Below are 17,030 nucleotides of genomic sequence, written 5' to 3' on the forward strand. Positions count from 1 at the left end.
GTGAATAGTTGGAGAGCCGGTTTAAGAACGCATGATTTTACCGGTGGCTAGGTCTCTAATAGTGCTGGGTTTGGCATTGCCACCCAGCTCGCCTTGCACTATATAGGCCACTTCATCAGCAAAGATGTCAGTAATCTCGGCGGCGCTCATCGCGGGCGGTTCCCCCGAACGGTTGGCCGAGGTTGATACCAACGGACCACCGAAAGCTTCGCACAGGGCTTTCATCACCGGGTGGTCGGTCACCCGCAGCGCTACGCGCTCGTGGGCGCCACGCACCAGCCCATGGCTGCGGCCATAATCAGGCACTAGCCAGGTATTGGGCCCCGGCCAGCTTGCCGCAAGAGGAGCATGCATCGCGAGGGGAAGCTGGCTCAACCAGGGGTGGAACTGGCCAATATTGGCAGCAACAAGGATGACGCCCTTGGCAGGGTCGCGCTCTTTCATGCGCATTAGATGGGCTAAGGCTGCGTCGTTTTCGGGGTCACAGCTGAGCCCCCAAACCGCTTCAGTGGGACAGGCAATCACTCCCCCACTACGCAGCGCGCTAATCGCAGGGGCTAGATCGGTCGCCAAACTCATGCTCTCTCCTCACGGCTAACAGGCCTTTAATGACTTTATCCTATCATGGCCGCGGCAACCGCACCCAGCCTCCCGCCTGCTGTGCAACCCAGCCTTCTAACTCCAGCATCAGTAGGCGCTGCTGGCAGTCGCTGACCGTCACGCCAGTGGCGTGCACCAAGAGATCAATAGGCGTCGGCGTGGCCGATAATGACGCTAATAAGGAATCGGGCAAGCTATCGTCGGACAAACTATCGGGTAGCGGTTCTTGCTCAGATGGCTGTTCTTCCGTCTCAGGCGGGATAAACGCCTCCGCCCAGTGGCCAAGATCAGCGATGATATCGTCGACGCTACAGGCCAGGTGCGCACTGCCTTGACGCAGTAGTGTCAAGCAGCCGCGGGCCTGTACATTGTGTAGCGAACCAGGCAGCACAAACAGTTCGCGATTTTGCTCTAGAGTAAGTCGTGCACTGACCAGCGAACCGCTTTTTTCGGTGGCTTCGACCACTAGGGTACCGAGCGAGAGGCCGGTAACGATTCGGTTGCGCCGCGGGAAAAACGCCGGGCGGGCCAGCGTACCTGGCGGATGTTCTGACACCACCAGGCCACCGGGTAGAGAGCTAAGCTGTTCGTGAAGATCACGGTGAGAGGCGGGATAGATCACATCTACGCCGCAGCCGAGTACAGCGATCGTGCGCCCACCGGCATTTAGCGCTGCGCGCTGGGCAACACCGTCAACTCCCAAGGCCATACCGCTGACCACGCACCAGCCGCGGCGGGCTAGATCGCGAGCGAAGGTTTGGGCGTTATGGGTACCTTCGCCGGTGGGGCGACGAGTGCCTACCATGGCAAGTTTGGGGCCCTCCAGGGCGCTAAGATCCCCCTTGGCCCAGAGCACCACAGGCGGGTCGGGCAATTCATTTAACAGCGCAGGCCAAGCGGGGTGATCTCGATGCAGCACATGGCGACTTGGGCCGCTTCGCTGCCACGCCAGGGTTTCATCAACCACATTTTGCAACGGGCTGCGCGTGGGATGTTCAAGCCACAGGCGCAACTCGCTGGCAGCACGGCTCGGCAGTGCTGCCAGCCAGCCTTCTGGCCACTGCGGCTGACGGGCTAATAATTGCGCGATACGCAGCGCCCCCATACCCGGCAACGCATTGACCACCAGCCACGCCTGGGCGTCCATACTTCCTCCTTTTAAACGTCTTTGTGTGCCGCCTGTTAGTTCGTCGCTGACCCAACCCCATCGCCCACTTCCAGTATCCGGGACGCCTGCATCACCAAGGCATAGCTGACGCGATCATAGGGCTTGAAGACCATCACACTGCCCGCCTCTGTGCTGGGCAGTTGCACCAGCTCCTGGGTACGTGGGTCGTTGATCAGCTCACCCTGCTGATTGACTCGCAGCACATGCCCCGCCTGCAAACCATCCAGGGTGCCAAGATCCAGCGCAACGATCTGAAAACGGCCAATAAAACGCACGCCACCTGGCACGGCAATAACATGACCCTCAACCGCATTGGGCGGCGCGCGGGGCATAAACTCACGGCTCAGCTCGCGCTCCTCCAAGGGCAACACAATATCGTTAACCCGCACTTCCTGATGGGAGCTAACGACTTCAAGCTGCGCAATATCGCCTTCACTGCTGACGTGGCGAGCGATGCCAACGTTGATCAGCTCTAAGCCCAGCGGCGTGCCATCCATTGCCAGGTAGGGCTCCGACTGCCGATAGATACCCACCTGACCATGGTGTGGCACAACGCCACGCACGTATAACCTATCTCCCGCACCACTGATCAAGCGGCGATCATCTCCCGCCACTACGTAAGCCAGTTCCTGCAACGCCTCGGTATCATCGACGACGCGGTGTTCGCGCAGAAAGGCTCGCGCTTCCTCCAAGGCGATGGGCTCGATCGCTTCACGATGGGGCAAGGTACGCACCTGAGGCGAGAGTTTAATCACTTTCTGATCACGCTCCCAAGCGGTGGCATCAATACTCACCAGCACCACTGCGCTCAGCAGCAAACCACTCAAAGCCCTCCGGTAGGCGTGTTGTTTTGCCGCCATCCAGTTCTCCCAAGAAAATGCATCACTCTTAGTTCCATGTCGAAGCGCTGCATAAGCGCAGTCATTCTGTTGCTGCTGAGACCCAGTGCGTATCGGGCGCCCATGCCCAGAAACGTTGACAGCATGATATAGTGACCCATCATAAAGTACCTAGGTTAGAAGACGCTCGTCACTACCTAGCTTGACTTAATTTAGACTCAGCATAACGGTGATTGTAACGCCATGGCCAAACTTCCTATTCTTGAATTCCCCGATGAGCGCCTGCGCACCAAGGCCGCTGCGGTGGAAACCGTCGACGATGAGGTACGCCAGCTCGTCGACGATATGCTGGAGACCATGTATGACGCCCGTGGTATCGGTCTAGCCGCGACCCAGATCGATGTCCATCGCCGTATTGTCGTCATGGATGTCAGCGACGATAACTCCCAGCCGCTGGTGCTCATCAACCCGCGCTATACACCCATTGGCGACGAGAAAGAGCCACTTTCGGAAGGCTGCCTGTCGATTCCCGAGCACTACGCCGAAGTGCCGCGCTATCTTAAGGTGCAGCTCAACGCGCTGGATCGTAATGGCGAGGCCTATGAGTTAGAGGCAGAAGGTCTGCTGGCACACTGTATTCAGCACGAGTACGACCACCTTGAGGGTGTGCTGTTTGTTGACTACTTGTCGCCGCTAAAGCGCGACCGTATCCGCAAGAAAATGCAGAAACGCCACAAGCAGATGCAGGACGCCTAACACTTCTCTCATTCACGCCAGGTAGCCCTCTTTATATGTCACGATTGCGCGTTGTTTTTGCTGGCACGCCTGAATTCGCCGCCTCTAGCCTTGCCGCGCTGCTGGAAAGCCAGCACGAGGTGGTGGCGGTGTATACCCAACCCGACCGCCCCGCTGGCCGCGGCCGTAAGCTAACGCCCAGCCCGGTCAAACAGCTGGCTCTGGAACACAGCCTGCCTGTCTATCAGCCTCAGACGTTAAAGCAACCCGAGGCACAAGCCGAGCTGGCCGCGCTCAATGCTGACATTATGGTCGTTGTGGCCTATGGACTGCTGCTTCCTCAGGCCGTGTTGGACATACCGCGTCTCGGCTGCGTTAACGTTCACGCTTCGCTGCTGCCCCGCTGGCGCGGCGCTGCCCCCATACAGCGGGCGATCGAGGCGGGTGATAGCGTATCGGGTGTAACTATCATGCAGATGGATGCTGGCCTGGATACCGGGGCGATGCTCACGGAAGTGCGCACGCCCATTACGAACCGCACCACCGGCGGCGATTTGCACGACCGTCTCGCGATTCAAGGCGCCAATGCGTTGATCAACACGCTGGATGCCCTGGCCACCGGCACCGCGCATGCCACGCCTCAGCCCGAGGAAGGCGTCACCTATGCCGCCAAGCTGAGCAAAGCGGAAGCCGAGCTCGACTTTGCCCAGCCCGCCCAGCAGTTAGCCAGCAAAATTCGCGCTTTTAACCCCTGGCCGGTGGCTTGGTGCGCATTAGGCGATGATCGCCTGCGGCTGCTAATGGCGAACGTAGAAGAGGGCGATCAGCCAGCCTGCGAGCCCGGCATGCTACTAGACCACGGCGACGATCATCTGCGGATTGCCTGTGGGGAAAACGGCAGCGAGGTACTTTGTGTGACCAGCGCACAGCTGCCCGGCGGTAAAGCCATGGACGTGCGTGACTTACTCAATGCCCGCCACGCGCGCCTTGCTACCGGTACTCGTCTTGGTAAACCAGCGGCTCAGGCCAGCGAAGGAGAAACACCATGAGCCAAAAGCGCTCCCCCCAAGGCGGCAGTGGTCAGGAAGTCCGCGCCGCGGCGGCTCGCGCGCTGGCCCCGGTGCTCAGCGACCAAGGCTCACTGGCGGGGCTGGATGAGCACAGCGTGGTGGCTCGCGACCGCGGGCTGCTCAAAGAGCTCTGCTTTGGCACCTGCCGCCGCTTACCGCGTCTGGAAGCCTTAGCGGGCACATTACTTAAGCAACCGTTTAAAAAGCGCGACAGCGATGTTCAGGCGCTGCTGCTGCTGGGTATTTACCAGTTGTTGTACATGCGCATTCCAGCCCACGCGGCAGTAGGTGAAACCGCGGGCGCTGCGCGCTTGCTGAATAAGGAGTGGGCCACCCGCGTGTTAAATGGCTGTTTGCGGCGATTGCAGCGCGAATCCGAGGCGCTCCAGGCCCAAGTAGACCGGGATGAGAGCGTCGCGTTAGAACATCCACCCTGGCTACTTAACGCCTTGCGTCAGGCATGGCCAGAGCAGTGGCGGGCGATTGTCGAAGCCAACAACCAGTCAGGCCCGATGACGTTGAGAGTGAATCAGCACCACAACGATCGTGAAGCCTACTTGTCGCAGTTGACCGAGCAGGGGTTGAGTGGTCACCTGTGCCCCCACGCCCCAGACGCCATCACGCTGGAAACACCCTGCGATGTCACGGCGCTGCCTGGCTTCGAAGCGGGACATATTAGCGTTCAGGACGAGGCCGCCCAACTCTCGGCAGTACTGCTGGGGCCCGTGCTTGCGCCACGGCCAGGTGCACATGTTCTGGATGCTTGCTGCGCCCCCGGCGGCAAAACGGCCCATTTGCTCGAACTGTTCGACATCAATCTTACCGCTATCGATAGCGATAATCAGCGCCTGGCACGGGTGGAAGATACCCTTACCCGACTAGGCGTAGAGGCCGTTCTCCAACACGCCGATGCGACCGAGCGCGACTGGTGGAGCGGCACGCCGTTTGATGCCATCCTGCTCGACGCCCCTTGCTCTGGCACCGGTGTTATCCGCCGTCACCCGGATATCAAGAAGCTGCGGCGCAAAGACGATATCCGGCCGCTGGCCAAGCTTCAACGTCAGCTGTTAGACAACCTTTGGCCGATGCTGCGCGAAGGCGGCACCCTGCTCTACGCCACCTGCTCGGTGCTTCCGGAAGAGAACAGTGAGCAGATTGAGGCATTTCTCGCCCGCACCCCTGACGCCCATGTCACCACGCCTAACGATGTTGCCTGGGGCATTTCCAGCGGCGCGGGTCGCCAGCTGTTTCCAGCCCAGAACAGTCACGATGGCTTTTTTTATGCCAGACTAGAGAAGCGCACTGCCTAGGCGCTCACTGATGTCGGGGGCAGTGATTTCATGACAAGGAAGGAGGTACTATGAGTCATCATACTTACAAGCACGTGGAATTGACCGGCTCTTCCGAGAAGGGCATTGAGGAAGCGGTTCAGAATGCACTGGCCAAGGCGTCAGAAACGATTAAGCACATGCGCTGGCTGGAAGTAGTCGATACCCGTGGCCATATTGAAGATGGCCAAGTGGCCCACTGGCAGGTAACGGTTAAAGTCGGCTTTACGCTAGAGTAATCCCCACCTGCTTTTCGGCGGCGGCTGGTTTACACTGGCCGCCGTCTTTATTGCAGCGCATGATAGACGTACCTGAACGACCATTTACGTCTTCAACGTCAGGACTGAGTCCTAAGACCGTCTCCTGGTCTTAACGATATTGCGCTGGCGCTTTTAATGGAACCGATGCTCAGCAATGAAAATCATCATTCTCGGCGCCGGCCAGGTCGGCGGCACACTGGCAGAACACCTCGCCCGCGAGGAGAACGACATCACTGTCGTTGACACTGACGCCAAAAAACTTCGTGAGCTGCATACCAAACTCGATATCCGCACCGTTACCGGGGCGGGCTCCTACCCCATTGTGCTACGTCAGGCAGGCTGCGAAGACGCTGATATGTTGATCGCTGTGACCAACAGCGATGAGATCAATATGATCGCCTGCCAGGTCGCCCACACGCTATTTCGCACCCCGACCAAGATTGCCCGTGTACGCGCCACCGCTTACTTGACTCGTAAAGGGCTCTTCGCCCACGAAGCGATTCCCATTGATGTACTCATCAGCCCAGAGCAGGTGGTGACCGACCATGTACGCCGCCTGATCGAACACCCAGGCGCCTTGCAGGTCTTGGAGTTTGCCGGTGGCCTGGTACAGCTGGTGGCGGTGAAAGCGTTCTACGGTGGCCCGCTGGTGGGCCAGGATTTGGCCTTTCTGCGCCGCCATATGCCCAACGTGGATACCCGGGTGGCGGCGATTTACCGCCGTAACCGCCCAATCATTCCCCGTGGCGATACGGTCATCGAGGCTGACGACGAGGTGTTCTTCCTCGCCGCCCGCCGGGATATTCGCGCAGTGATGAGCGAGCTGCGCCGGGTCGAGCGGGACTTCCGTCGGGTCGTGATCGCCGGGGGTGGCAATATCGGCGAGCGGCTGGCGGAGCATTTGGAGCATAGCCACCAGGTCAAGATCATCGAGCACAGCCTGGAGCGCTGCACCACCCTCTCCGAGCGACTGGATCGCACCGTGGTGCTCCACGGCAGTGCCACCAGCAAGCGCTTGCTGGAAGAGGAGAATATCGAAGAGTGCGATATCTTCTGCGCGCTGACCAACGACGACGAGGTCAATATCATGTCGTCGCTACTCGCCAAGCGTTTGGGGGCGAAGAAGGTGCTGACGCTGATCAACAACGCCGCTTACGTGGATTTGGTGCAGGGGGGCGAGATCGATATCGCTATTTCTCCCCAGCAGGCGACCATCGGCAGCTTGCTCACCCACGTGCGTCGGGGTGATATCGTCAACGTTCACTCGCTGCGCCGGGGCGCCGCCGAGGCCATTGAAGCCATCGCCCACGGCGATAAGCAGTCCTCCAAGGTGGTCGGGCGTACCATCCGCGAGATCGACCTGCCCGAGGGCACCACCATCGGGGCGATTGTGCGCGGCAAGGAAGTCATTATCGCCCACGGCGACGTGATGGTTGAGAGCGGTGACCACGTGATTCTATTTGTGATCGACAAGCGCCGCATTCGCGATGTGGAGCGCCTGTTCCAAGTCGGCTTAACGTTCTTTTGATAACCCTCGAACCACGGCCACTGGCTGCTAATAACAGGAGCATGCGACAACCATGAGTCTGCGGGTTATTTTGCGCATTTTGGGGCTGCTGCTGATGCTCTTCAGCCTTACCATGCTCCCCCCAACGCTGATTTCACTCTGGTTTCGTGACGGCGTGTGGAGTGCCTTTATTAGCGGTATTGCGATTTCGGTGGTGACGGGATTACTGCTTTACCTTCCCAATCGACGCTCGCAAAAAGAGCTGCGTATCCGCGACGGCTTTATTATCGCCGCGATGTTCTGGACGGTGCTGGCGCTGTTCGGCTCACTGCCGCTGATGCTATTCGGCGAAGGTTCTCTCGGCGTCACCGATGCGGTATTTGAGTCGTTCTCCGGTTTAACCACTACCGGCGCCACGGTGATTACCGGCATCGATTTTCTACCCGAGTCGATTCTCTACTATCGCCAGCAGCTCCAGTGGCTGGGCGGCATGGGGATCGTCGTTTTGGCCGTCGCCATTTTGCCCACCCTCGGCGTGGGCGGTATGGCGCTGTATCGCACCGAGATTCCTGGGCCGCTGAAAGACTCCAAGCTCACACCACGCATCACCGAAACCGCCAAGGCGCTATGGTATATCTACGCCACGCTCACCCTGGCCTGCATGATCGCCTATATGTTAGCGGGCATGAGCTGGTTCGATGCCTTGAGCCATAGCTTTTCCACCGTCGCCATTGGTGGCTTCTCCACTCACGACGCCAGCATCGGCTATTTCGATAGCGCTACCATCGAGATGATATGCGTGGGTTTTATGTTGATTTCGGCGTTCAGCTTTAGCCTACACTTTATCGCTTGGCGTGAAAAAAGCCTGATGCACTACTTTCACGACCCCGAAGCGCGCTTTTTGATGCTATTTCTACTCGCGCTGTCCGTGGTCACCGTGCTCTCTCTGTGGTTAACCGACACCTACGACACCGCGCGCGGTCTGAGACACGGGGTTTTCCAAGTCGTGTCGGTGGCCACCACCGCGGGCTTCAGCGTTGCCGACTTCTCCATGTGGCCCGGCGCCCTGCCCTTTTTACTGTTTGTGGCAGCCTTTGTTGGCGGCTGCTCCGGCTCTACCGGTGGCGGCATGAAGGTGATAAGGATCATTCTGATCCTCAAGCAGGGCATGCGTGAAATCATGCGATTGATCCACCCCAATGCGGTGATTGCGGTCAAAGTAGGTAAAGTCAGTGTCCCCGACAGCATTGCTCAAGCGGTATGGGGGTTCTTTTCAGTCTACGTGATGCTGTTCTTTTTAATGCTAGTGGGCGTCATGGCGACCGGGGTTGATCAGGTCACAGCCTGGTCGACGGTGGGCTCGGCCCTCAACAATCTCGGCCCTGCACTGGGTGAATCCCACACTCACTATGGCGACATGCCTAGCTTGGCGAAATGGATACTGGTCATGGCTATGCTGCTCGGTCGCCTGGAAATTTTTACGGTACTGGTGCTGTTTACCCCCGCTTTCTGGCGGCGTTAAGCGCTTCACGCCTGCCCCCTTATTGATCGATTTGAGAGCTGTTAATGAACCACGAAGATACATCTCACGACGAAACGCCCAACGCAGAAGCGGGGTCGCTGGCTGAAACACCGACTTCGCTGCCAGCCACCAGCGGGCCGTTAAAAACAATCACTGTCGGTGAAACCCGCTACACGCTGCTGGGCACGGCCCATGTGTCGGCGGAAAGTGCCGACGACGTGCATGCGCTGTTAGCAAGCGGCGCCTTTGATGCAGTGGCCATTGAGTTATGTGACGCCCGCCACCACAGCATGTCCAACCCGGATGCCATGGGCGAGCAGGATCTGTTCCAAGTCTTTAAACAAGGTAAAGCGGGCATGGTGGCCGCAAGCCTGGCGCTGGGCGCCTTTCAGCAACGGATTGCCGATCAATCCGGCATTCAGCCGGGGGCCGAAATGCGTGCGGCAGTTGAGGAAGCTAACCGACTGAAACTGCCGCTGTTGCTGGTTGACCGCGATGTCGGCGTAACGCTGAAACGCATTTACAGCAATGTGCCCTGGTGGCAGCGCTTCTCGCTGTTTTCAGGCCTGCTTGGCAGCGTGTTATCGCGTCAGGATGTCTCCAAAGAGGACATCGAAAAGCTCAAAGAGGGCGATATGCTGGAGGCCACCTTCAGCGAGTTTGCCGCCGAATCCGAAGCGCTCTATACACCGTTGATTCGCGAGCGCGACCGCTATATGGCGTTACGCTTAGCCGAAGACGCGCCGCCGGGGCGCTACCAGCACGTGTTAGTAGTACTCGGCGCAGGCCACCTCAAAGGTACTGGCGAACATCTGGAAACACCGCTGCCAGCCGAGCCAAAGGTAGAGCGCGAAACACTGGAAGCCACCCCGCCACCGTCCAAGCTTTGGAAAGCGCTGCCGTGGCTGATTACCGCGTTGGTGCTTACCGGCTTTGCGATTGGTTTTTCACGTAACACCGACCTTGGCTGGCAACTGGTGCTTGAGTGGTTCTTGATTAACGGTATTCTCTCTGGCGGTGCGACGATTATCGCCATGGCGCACCCGGTGACCGTGATTGCCACCTTCTTTGCCGCGCCGCTCACCTCGCTGAACCCCACCATCGGCGCTGGATTTGTGGCCGCTGGGGTTGAGCTCTTTATGCGCAAACCCAAAGTGCGCGATTTTTCATCGCTACGCCACGATGTCACGCAGTTGAAAGGCTGGTGGAAAAACCGTGTCTCTCGCACCCTGCTGGTGTTTATTCTCGCCACGCTAGGCTCCGCGGTGGGCACCTGGGTGGCCGGATTCAGAATCGCCGGTGCTCTGTTTGGCGGCTAGGCGCCGCATCGCTGCAGTAGGCGGGTCGATTTTGTGATGCAATCGGCTCGCCGCATAACTATCGTTAAACACCTCAAAGTAGTCATCCAGCACGTCCGCAGCAACTGTATCCCCACCCTGGCGCAGCAGCTCGATAGCCACTTCCGCAGTACAAAGGTGCGATTTTGACGCCGGTTTGCGCAGCCGGTAGCGCGTCTCACGCTCGGTTCTCAATGGCAGCACGGGCAAAGCATCCAGATAAGCGCTTTTACGGAACATGCGCCGCGCCTGACGCCAGGTGCCATCCAAAATGATAAACACCGGAATGCGCGCCTGGGCTTTCGCCGCATGCACCGCGTCTATGCCAACCACCCGGTCCGCATAGTCGGGCTGATCATCGGGAAAGATCACAAAGGGCGCGTAAAGAGGATCTTTCAACAACGCGGCCAGCTGTGCATCCGGCGCCGTGCGGTACCAGGTAAACACTTGGGTCGTCGTGATCACATCACCAATCAAACGCCCGGTGTTGGTTGGCTTGTAATGCTCCAAGGGGTGGGTCAATAACCACACCTGAGCATGGCTCTCCGCCTTCACCTGATAGGGGCACAGGCAATTCAGTACGGGGAGCTGACAGTTATCGCAGCGGGTGACAAAACTGCCCCGTGCCTTGAACTCGCGCCGCGGCGGACGCGGATGTTCAGCGGCTGAATCATGATTCACAGAGCTCTCGTCAACAGAGCTATCAACATCAGACATCCACGCTCCAGAATGTGAAAAAGGGCGCAGAGTATAAATGAGCGCATCATCTTTTGACGAATGTTTCCACCACCACCGTAAACCTAAAAAATCTCCAACGTTGACACCCAAAGCGCAACGCCGCTAAAGTCTCGTCAACTATTAAAGGTAAAAAGGTTTACACCATGACCGTGCATCACGAACAGCTTCTTCATGCGCAGCGCCACGACTGGACGCTGGATGAGATCAACGCGCTTTTCGCGCTGCCGTTCAATGACCTGCTGTTTCAAGCCCAGCAGGTTCACCGTGCCCACTTCGATGCTAACGCGGTGCAGGTCTCTACCCTGCTGTCGATCAAGACCGGCGCCTGCCCCGAGGACTGCAAATACTGTCCCCAATCCGGCCACTACAACACTCAGCTGGAAAAAGAGAAGCTGCTGGAAATTGAAAAGGTCGTCGAACAAGCCAAGGCAGCGAAAGAGGCAGGTGCCAGCCGTTTTTGCATGGGCGCCGCCTGGCGAAGCCCGCGGGATAAAGATCTACTGCTGGTCGAAGAGATGGTTCGTCAGGTGAAAGCCGTGGGCCTTGAAACCTGCATGACGCTGGGGATGGTCGACGGCGAACAGGCCAGTCGATTGGCCACGGCAGGGCTCGATTACTACAACCACAACCTGGATACCTCGCCGGAGTTCTACGGCGAGATCATTACCACCCGCACCTACAGCGACCGGCTGGAAACGCTCTCCAACGTGCGCGATGCGGGCATGAAGGTCTGCTCTGGCGGGATTCTCGGCATGGGTGAAGATGCCAAAGACCGTAGCGCCCTGTTGCAACAGCTGGCCAAGCTCTCCCCGCACCCTGAATCCGTGCCGATTAATATGCTGGTGAAAGTGCCCGGCACACCGCTGGAAAATGTTGAAGATTTAGACCCCATCGAGTTCATACGCGCCATTGCGGTCGCCCGCATTATGATGCCGCAAAGCCATGTACGGCTCTCCGCTGGCCGCGAGCAGATGAACGAATCAACCCAGGCGCTGGCGTTTTTGGCCGGTGCCAACTCGATCTTCTATGGCGACAAACTGCTGACCACTGGCAACCCCCAAGTGGATCGTGACCGTGCCCTTTTTGCCAAGCTGGGCCTGCACCCTGAGAAGCGCGAGACCTGCGAAAGCGAAGATACTCAAGCAGCACGCCTTGCCCAACAGGCACAGCAGCAGGTGCACGCCGAAAGGGTTGCCGAGCTGGCGGTAGACGCCAGTGTCTGAAGCGTGGCAACAGCGTCTGGCCGACGCCCGCGCTCATCGTCAACAGACGGAGCGCTGGCGAACTCGTCAGGTAGCCAAAAACAATACCCTCGACTTTGCAGGTAACGACTACCTGGGCCTCACCCTAGACCCTCGCGTGTGTGAAGCCCAGGCGGAAGGCGCGCGCCAGTTTGGCGCGGGTGCAGGTGCTTCGCACTTGGTCAGCGGTCATCTAGAGATTCACGACACCCTGGAAGAAGCGTTAGCGCGCTGGACAGGCCGCGAACGTGCGCTGCTGTTTTCTACCGGCTATATGGCCAATCTCGGTGTGCTGCAAGCGCTGGCAGATCGCCATACCGCTATTTTCCAGGATCGCCTCAACCACGCATCGCTAATTGATGGCGCCGCGTTAAGCGGTGCCCGCTCGCGGCGCTTTCATCACCGCGATGCCATTGATCTGAACAGCCTGCTGGCACGCAGTGAGTGCGCGCACAAGCTCGTGGTCAGCGATGGTGTTTTCAGTATGGATGGCGATATCGCCGATATTGCCACGCTGGTCGAAGTCAGTCAGCAGCACAGCGCCTGGCTGATGATCGATGATGCCCACGGCGTAGGCGTGCTAGGCGACAATGCCAGCGGCTGCGTGGGCAACACCTGGAGTAGTAAGGACGTGCCGATTCTTGTCGGCACGTTAGGAAAAGCATTAGGCACCGCCGGGGCGTTTGTTGCTGGTGATACCGAGTTAATCGATCACCTGATCCAGTTTTCACGCAGCTATGTCTATACCACCGCCCAACCTCCGGCCATCTCCGCCGCGACTTTAAAAGCGCTGGAGATCGTTCAGGGCGAACCGGAACGCCGCGCTCAGCTAAACGCCAATATCGCTTACTTTCGCCGTGAGGCGCTGCACCTGGGGCTAGCTCTCAGCGATTCGGCCACCCCCATTCAGCCGCTGATCCTGGGCGATGAAACGCGCACCCTAGGCTGGGCATTACATCTCCAGCAAAAGGGTATACAAGTGGGGGCGATTAGACCGCCAACAGTGCCCAAGGGTGAATCCCGTCTGCGTGTGACTTTAAGCGCTCGCCATCAGCACGACGATATTGATCAACTGTTAGCCGCGCTCCACCACTGCCAGCACCAAGAGGCGTTATGCAGCCCCTGCGCTTAATCCTGCTCTCCGGCTGGGGAATCGGCCAGCGTATTTGGCAGCCGCTTGAGGCGCACTGGCCCGCCTGCCTAGCTGCCCAGGCGGTGGATTGGCCCGGCTATGGCGATACGCCGCCGCTTGAGGCCAACGCGGCGCTGCAAGAGCTGGCCGACACTATGGCCGAGCCGTTAGCCAGCGATGCGGTCTGGGTCGGCTGGTCATTGGGTGGGCTACTTGCTACGGCGCTACTGGCATATCTTCCCCCACCTCGGGGCCTGATTCTGCTCGGTGCGGGGGAGACGTTCTGTGTCAAAGGCGAGGTCAGCGCCAAAGGTGGCGTCACTAGCGCCGAGCTGAGTGCCTTCCAACGCGCCTTTCAGCGCGACCCCACCGCGACCTGGCAACACTTTTTGCGCTGGCAGACCCAAGGTGAGCCCGGCCCCCGGCAAGTTCACCGGCAACTGCGTGATTTATTGGGCGATACACCGCCTGCCGACAGCCCCACCTTGGCTACCGGCCTACACTGGCTGGCAACCATTGATAATCGCCCACGCCTAGCGGCGCCCCCTTGCCCAGTGGTACGTCTCATCGGCGACCATGATCCATTCATCAGCCCCGCCCAGCGCCGCCTAAGCAAGCCCCTAAGCGATGTCGGCCACTGCCCGATGCTCTCGCAGCCCCAGGCACTCGCAGCAACGATTGGCCATCATGCCAGACAGATGACTGACGTCAGTACGGCGGTTTTATGAACGATCTAACGCTGAAGGCTGAGGTTAACTGGCAGGCACGGGTCGCCCACGCTTTCTCCCGGGCCGCTCCCCGCTACGATGCGTTAGCCACAGCACAACGCCACATAGGCGAGAAGCTTTGGGGTTCGTTACCTCCACACGCTTTTAACGTGTTGGATATGGGGTGTGGTACCGGCTACTGGACACAGCGGTTGGCTGAACGTTACCCGAATGCTCGTATAACGGGGTTAGATTTAGCCCCCGGCATGCTGGAACAGGCCCGCCAGCGCCACGGTGAAAGCATTCATTGGCAACCGGGAGACGCCGCGACACTGCCGTTTGGTAAGCATGCATTTGATCTGGTGTTTTCCAACCTGGCGGTGCAGTGGTGCCCCGACATTGGCGCGGTGATGGAGCAGCTTTACCGGGTCCTCACGCCCGGGGGATTGGCGCATATTACGACGCTGCTGCCAGGAACGTTAAAAGAAGTTGGCCATGCCTGGCAGAGACCCGAAGCGCTGCTGCAAACGCCTGATCGCGCCAGCGTCGAGAGAGCCATCGGCGAAAGCGGCTTAACCATCACCCGGCAGACGGCCACCGTTGAGCGCTTCTATTACCCTGACTTGAAGGCGGTAATGGCGTCCATCAAAGGTGTCGGCGCCCAGATTGCCCGGCCACAAGCCAGCCTTAGTCGAAATGACATCGCCGCCGCACAAGCGCGCTTTGAACAACTCCGCCAACCGGAAGGCCTACCCGTGAGTTACCACTGCTTAACGCTGCAATTGGAAAAATCGCTATGAACGTCTGGTTTGTGACTGGCACCGATACCGATGCGGGTAAAACATTGGTGACCAGCGGATTGCTATATACCGCCCGCCAACAGCAGCTGAGCACGCTGGGCTTGAAACCTATCGCCTCCGGCAGCCAAGCGACGCCTGAAGGCCTGCAAAATAGTGATGCTCTCGCCCTTCAGCATCAAAGCGTGCCGCCGGTCGACTACGCCACGGTGAATCCCATCGCCTTTGCCCCCGCCATTGCGCCTCACCTCGCTGCGTTAGAGGCGGGTCAGCCGCTTGAGATTAGCACCATCGTTAGCTTGCTGCGCGAAACGCTTAGCCAAACACCCAGAGACATCACTCTGATTGAAGGCGCCGGCGGCTGGCGCGTACCGTTAAACGAACAGGAAGATTTTGCCGACCTGGCGATGGCGCTTGAGCTACCGGTGATTCTGGTGGTTGGCCTAAAGCTGGGCTGCTTGAATCATGCCCGCTTAACCGCAGAAGCCATTCGCGCCGACGGCTTGGTATTAGCCGGCTGGGCAGGCAGCGTGGTAGACCCCGCTTTTGCGGCTGACACAGCCCGCTTTGAGGCCAATATTGCCCATCTAAACGCCAAGCTGGCGGCTCCCTGTTTAGGCATTATTCCCCATCTAGATGCCCCCAACGCCGCGAATGCCGCCCCCTGTCTTTCCCTGGAGCCGTTATGAAAACGCCAGTTTGGCACCCTTATGCTCACCTAAAAACCCAGACACCCGCACCTAAGGTGGTTGGCGGTGAGGGCGCTCACTTTATGCTTGAGAGCGGTGAACGCCTGCTGGATGCCACCTGCTCCTGGTGGTGCATGATTCACGGCTATGGCCACCCCCGTTTGGTGGCGGCCATTCGCGAACAGGCAGGCGAGCTGTGCCACGTGATGCTTGGCGGCTTGACCCATGACCCCGCCGACCAGTTGGCCCGCGAGCTGGTGCGCATTACCCCCACCGGGCTGAATCACGTCTTCTATTCGGACAGCGGCTCGGTGGGCATGGAAGTGGCGATGAAAATGGCGCTGCAGTACCAGGTACTTGCCGGCCACTCAGGCAAGCAAAAGATGCTCTCGTTGATGAAGGCTTATCATGGCGACACCACCGGTTGCATGGCGGTGTGCGACCCGGAAGAGGGCATGCATAGCCTGTTCACCAGTCTGCTCCCCCAGCACCATTTCGCCCCGGCGCCCACGGCCCCTTTTGATGCCACCGCTGAACAGGTCGAGCACGACCTTAGCGCCCTGCGTAGCGTACTGGAGCGCCACCACCACGAGATTGCCGCGCTTCTTATGGAGCCCCTGTTACAAGCGGCAGGCGGGCTCAACATGACCTCGCCAGACTATGTTACTGGCGCCAGGGAACTGTGCGATGAGTTTGGGGTGCTGTTGATTTTTGACGAAGTCGCCACCGGCTTTGGCCGCACCGGCAAACTGTTTGCCGCCGACCATTCGGGCATCACGCCGGATATCATGGTGCTCTCCAAAGGTTTGACCGGCGGCTATTTAGGCCACGCTGCAACGCTCGCCACAGATCGGGTTCACGATGCCTTTATCGGCGATACTCCCCAGCACGCCTTTATGCACGGGCCTACCTTTATGGGCAACCCGTTGGCCTGCCGCGTGGCATTAGAGAGTCTGCGCGTGTTCGAAGAGGAAGACTATCTTGGCAAGATTGCGACACTCAGCCAGCAACTGCAGCGTGAGCTACTCGAAGACCAGGCGCTGAACGCGCACCCGGCCGTGGCTGACGTTCGAGTCCTTGGCGCCACCGCCGTTATCGAAGCGCACTCCGCCGAGGCGCTAAAGGGGGTAGGCGATTTCGCCCGGGAGCGCGGCGTTTGGCTGCGCCCCATTGGCCGCTGGCTGTATACCATGCCCGCCTACATTACTTCTGAAGCGGAAATTAGCCAGATTACCGATGTAATGAAGGCGTGGTTCTTAAGGCCTCAATAAAGCCACAATGATTACTCAACACGAGATCGGGATCAGCCTGTAGCGGGGGTCTTTTGTCATGACCGGAAAATGTTCCCAACAATTCCGGC

Annotated in this window: 17 protein-coding genes; 13 read left to right on the plus strand and 4 right to left on the minus strand. The window is 58.9% G+C overall.

The features are described from left to right. Positions 1 to 21: 21 nt before the first annotated feature. From K7H09_RS06035 to K7H09_RS06045, 3 genes are read right to left on the minus strand one after another with little or no spacing between them, the layout of a single operon-like run. Positions 22 to 579 (minus strand): L-threonylcarbamoyladenylate synthase, encoded by a 558-nt coding sequence (locus K7H09_RS06035; protein ID WP_022520093.1) that lies wholly within the window; start codon positions 577 to 579, stop codon positions 22 to 24. A 43-nt stretch (positions 580 to 622) separates the two neighbouring features. Further along, complete coding sequence (gene dprA, locus K7H09_RS06040) at positions 623 to 1,747, minus strand: DNA-processing protein DprA (RefSeq protein WP_230804122.1); 1,125 nt, start codon at positions 1,745 to 1,747, stop codon at positions 623 to 625. Positions 1,748 to 1,782: 35 nt separating this feature from the next. Then, entirely contained in the window at positions 1,783 to 2,628 is an 846-nt protein-coding gene (locus K7H09_RS06045; RefSeq protein ID WP_230804123.1) for a peptidoglycan-binding protein, read from the minus strand. 222 nt (positions 2,629 to 2,850) lie between these two features. On the opposite strand from K7H09_RS06045, the gene def reads away from it, so the two are divergent. The 7 genes from def to K7H09_RS06080 all read left to right on the plus strand — a co-directional run bounded on the left by def (position 2,851) and on the right by K7H09_RS06080 (position 10,348). Next, a complete protein-coding gene (gene def / locus K7H09_RS06050) occupies positions 2,851 to 3,363 on the plus strand; it encodes a peptide deformylase (protein WP_009288390.1) in 513 nt (170 codons plus the stop codon). A gap of 35 nt (positions 3,364 to 3,398) precedes the next feature. Next, the gene (gene fmt, locus K7H09_RS06055) at positions 3,399 to 4,391 is read left to right on the plus strand and encodes a methionyl-tRNA formyltransferase (protein ID WP_009288389.1); all 993 of its coding nucleotides are present in this window, start codon (positions 3,399 to 3,401) and stop codon (positions 4,389 to 4,391) included. Further along, on the plus strand, positions 4,388 to 5,722 hold the full coding sequence (gene rsmB, locus K7H09_RS06060; protein ID WP_009288388.1) for a 16S rRNA (cytosine(967)-C(5))-methyltransferase RsmB: 1,335 nt from the start codon (positions 4,388 to 4,390) through the stop codon (positions 5,720 to 5,722). The genes fmt and rsmB overlap by 4 nt, the downstream gene beginning before the upstream one ends. Before the next feature lie 50 nt (positions 5,723 to 5,772). After that, a complete protein-coding gene (locus K7H09_RS06065; RefSeq protein WP_008959783.1) occupies positions 5,773 to 5,979 on the plus strand; it encodes a dodecin in 207 nt (68 codons plus the stop codon). Between the two features lie 175 nt (positions 5,980 to 6,154). Continuing rightward, on the plus strand, positions 6,155 to 7,528 hold the full coding sequence (gene trkA, locus K7H09_RS06070; protein ID WP_039860535.1) for a Trk system potassium transporter TrkA: 1,374 nt from the start codon (positions 6,155 to 6,157) through the stop codon (positions 7,526 to 7,528). A 52-nt stretch (positions 7,529 to 7,580) separates the two neighbouring features. Then, the gene (locus K7H09_RS06075; RefSeq protein ID WP_009288387.1) at positions 7,581 to 9,029 is read left to right on the plus strand and encodes a TrkH family potassium uptake protein; all 1,449 of its coding nucleotides are present in this window, start codon (positions 7,581 to 7,583) and stop codon (positions 9,027 to 9,029) included. A 44-nt stretch (positions 9,030 to 9,073) separates the two neighbouring features. Beyond that, on the plus strand, positions 9,074 to 10,348 hold the full coding sequence (locus tag K7H09_RS06080; RefSeq protein WP_230804124.1) for a TraB/GumN family protein: 1,275 nt from the start codon (positions 9,074 to 9,076) through the stop codon (positions 10,346 to 10,348). Here K7H09_RS06080 and K7H09_RS06085 read toward each other — a convergent pair. Then, the gene (locus K7H09_RS06085) at positions 10,283 to 11,083 is read right to left on the minus strand and encodes a tRNA-uridine aminocarboxypropyltransferase (RefSeq protein ID WP_138800461.1); all 801 of its coding nucleotides are present in this window, start codon (positions 11,081 to 11,083) and stop codon (positions 10,283 to 10,285) included. The genes K7H09_RS06080 and K7H09_RS06085 overlap by 66 nt on opposite strands. A gap of 164 nt (positions 11,084 to 11,247) precedes the next feature. Here K7H09_RS06085 and bioB point away from each other — a divergent pair, with 164 nt between their 5' ends. Genes bioB through bioA form a run of 6 tightly spaced genes read left to right on the plus strand, consistent with a single transcriptional unit; the run spans position 11,248 to position 16,941 of the window. After that, positions 11,248 to 12,327, plus strand: a complete 1,080-nt coding sequence (gene bioB / locus K7H09_RS06090) for a biotin synthase BioB (protein ID WP_027957827.1) — start codon at positions 11,248 to 11,250, stop codon at positions 12,325 to 12,327. Continuing rightward, complete coding sequence (bioF, locus tag K7H09_RS06095) at positions 12,320 to 13,477, plus strand: 8-amino-7-oxononanoate synthase (RefSeq protein WP_230804125.1); 1,158 nt, start codon at positions 12,320 to 12,322, stop codon at positions 13,475 to 13,477. Before bioB ends, bioF begins: the two co-directional genes overlap by 8 nt. Then, positions 13,459 to 14,205: an alpha/beta fold hydrolase gene (locus K7H09_RS06100; protein WP_230804126.1), complete on the plus strand. Its 747-nt coding sequence runs from the start codon at positions 13,459 to 13,461 to the stop codon at positions 14,203 to 14,205. The genes bioF and K7H09_RS06100 overlap by 19 nt, the downstream gene beginning before the upstream one ends. Beyond that, complete coding sequence (bioC, locus tag K7H09_RS06105) at positions 14,202 to 14,984, plus strand: malonyl-ACP O-methyltransferase BioC (RefSeq protein ID WP_141440013.1); 783 nt, start codon at positions 14,202 to 14,204, stop codon at positions 14,982 to 14,984. Before K7H09_RS06100 ends, bioC begins: the two co-directional genes overlap by 4 nt. Continuing rightward, positions 14,981 to 15,670 carry a dethiobiotin synthase gene (gene bioD, locus K7H09_RS06110; protein WP_027957823.1) on the plus strand — a complete coding sequence of 230 codons (690 nt, stop codon included), beginning with the start codon at positions 14,981 to 14,983 and terminating at the stop codon, positions 15,668 to 15,670. Before bioC ends, bioD begins: the two co-directional genes overlap by 4 nt. Beyond that, positions 15,667 to 16,941 carry an adenosylmethionine--8-amino-7-oxononanoate transaminase gene (gene bioA / locus K7H09_RS06115; protein ID WP_159176030.1) on the plus strand — a complete coding sequence of 425 codons (1,275 nt, stop codon included), beginning with the start codon at positions 15,667 to 15,669 and terminating at the stop codon, positions 16,939 to 16,941. The genes bioD and bioA overlap by 4 nt, the downstream gene beginning before the upstream one ends. The last annotated feature ends 89 nt before the right edge of the window (positions 16,942 to 17,030 follow it).

The sequence above is a fragment of the Halomonas sp. IOP_14 genome, assembly GCF_021021315.1.
Taxonomy (GTDB): domain Bacteria; phylum Pseudomonadota; class Gammaproteobacteria; order Pseudomonadales; family Halomonadaceae; genus Vreelandella; species Vreelandella titanicae.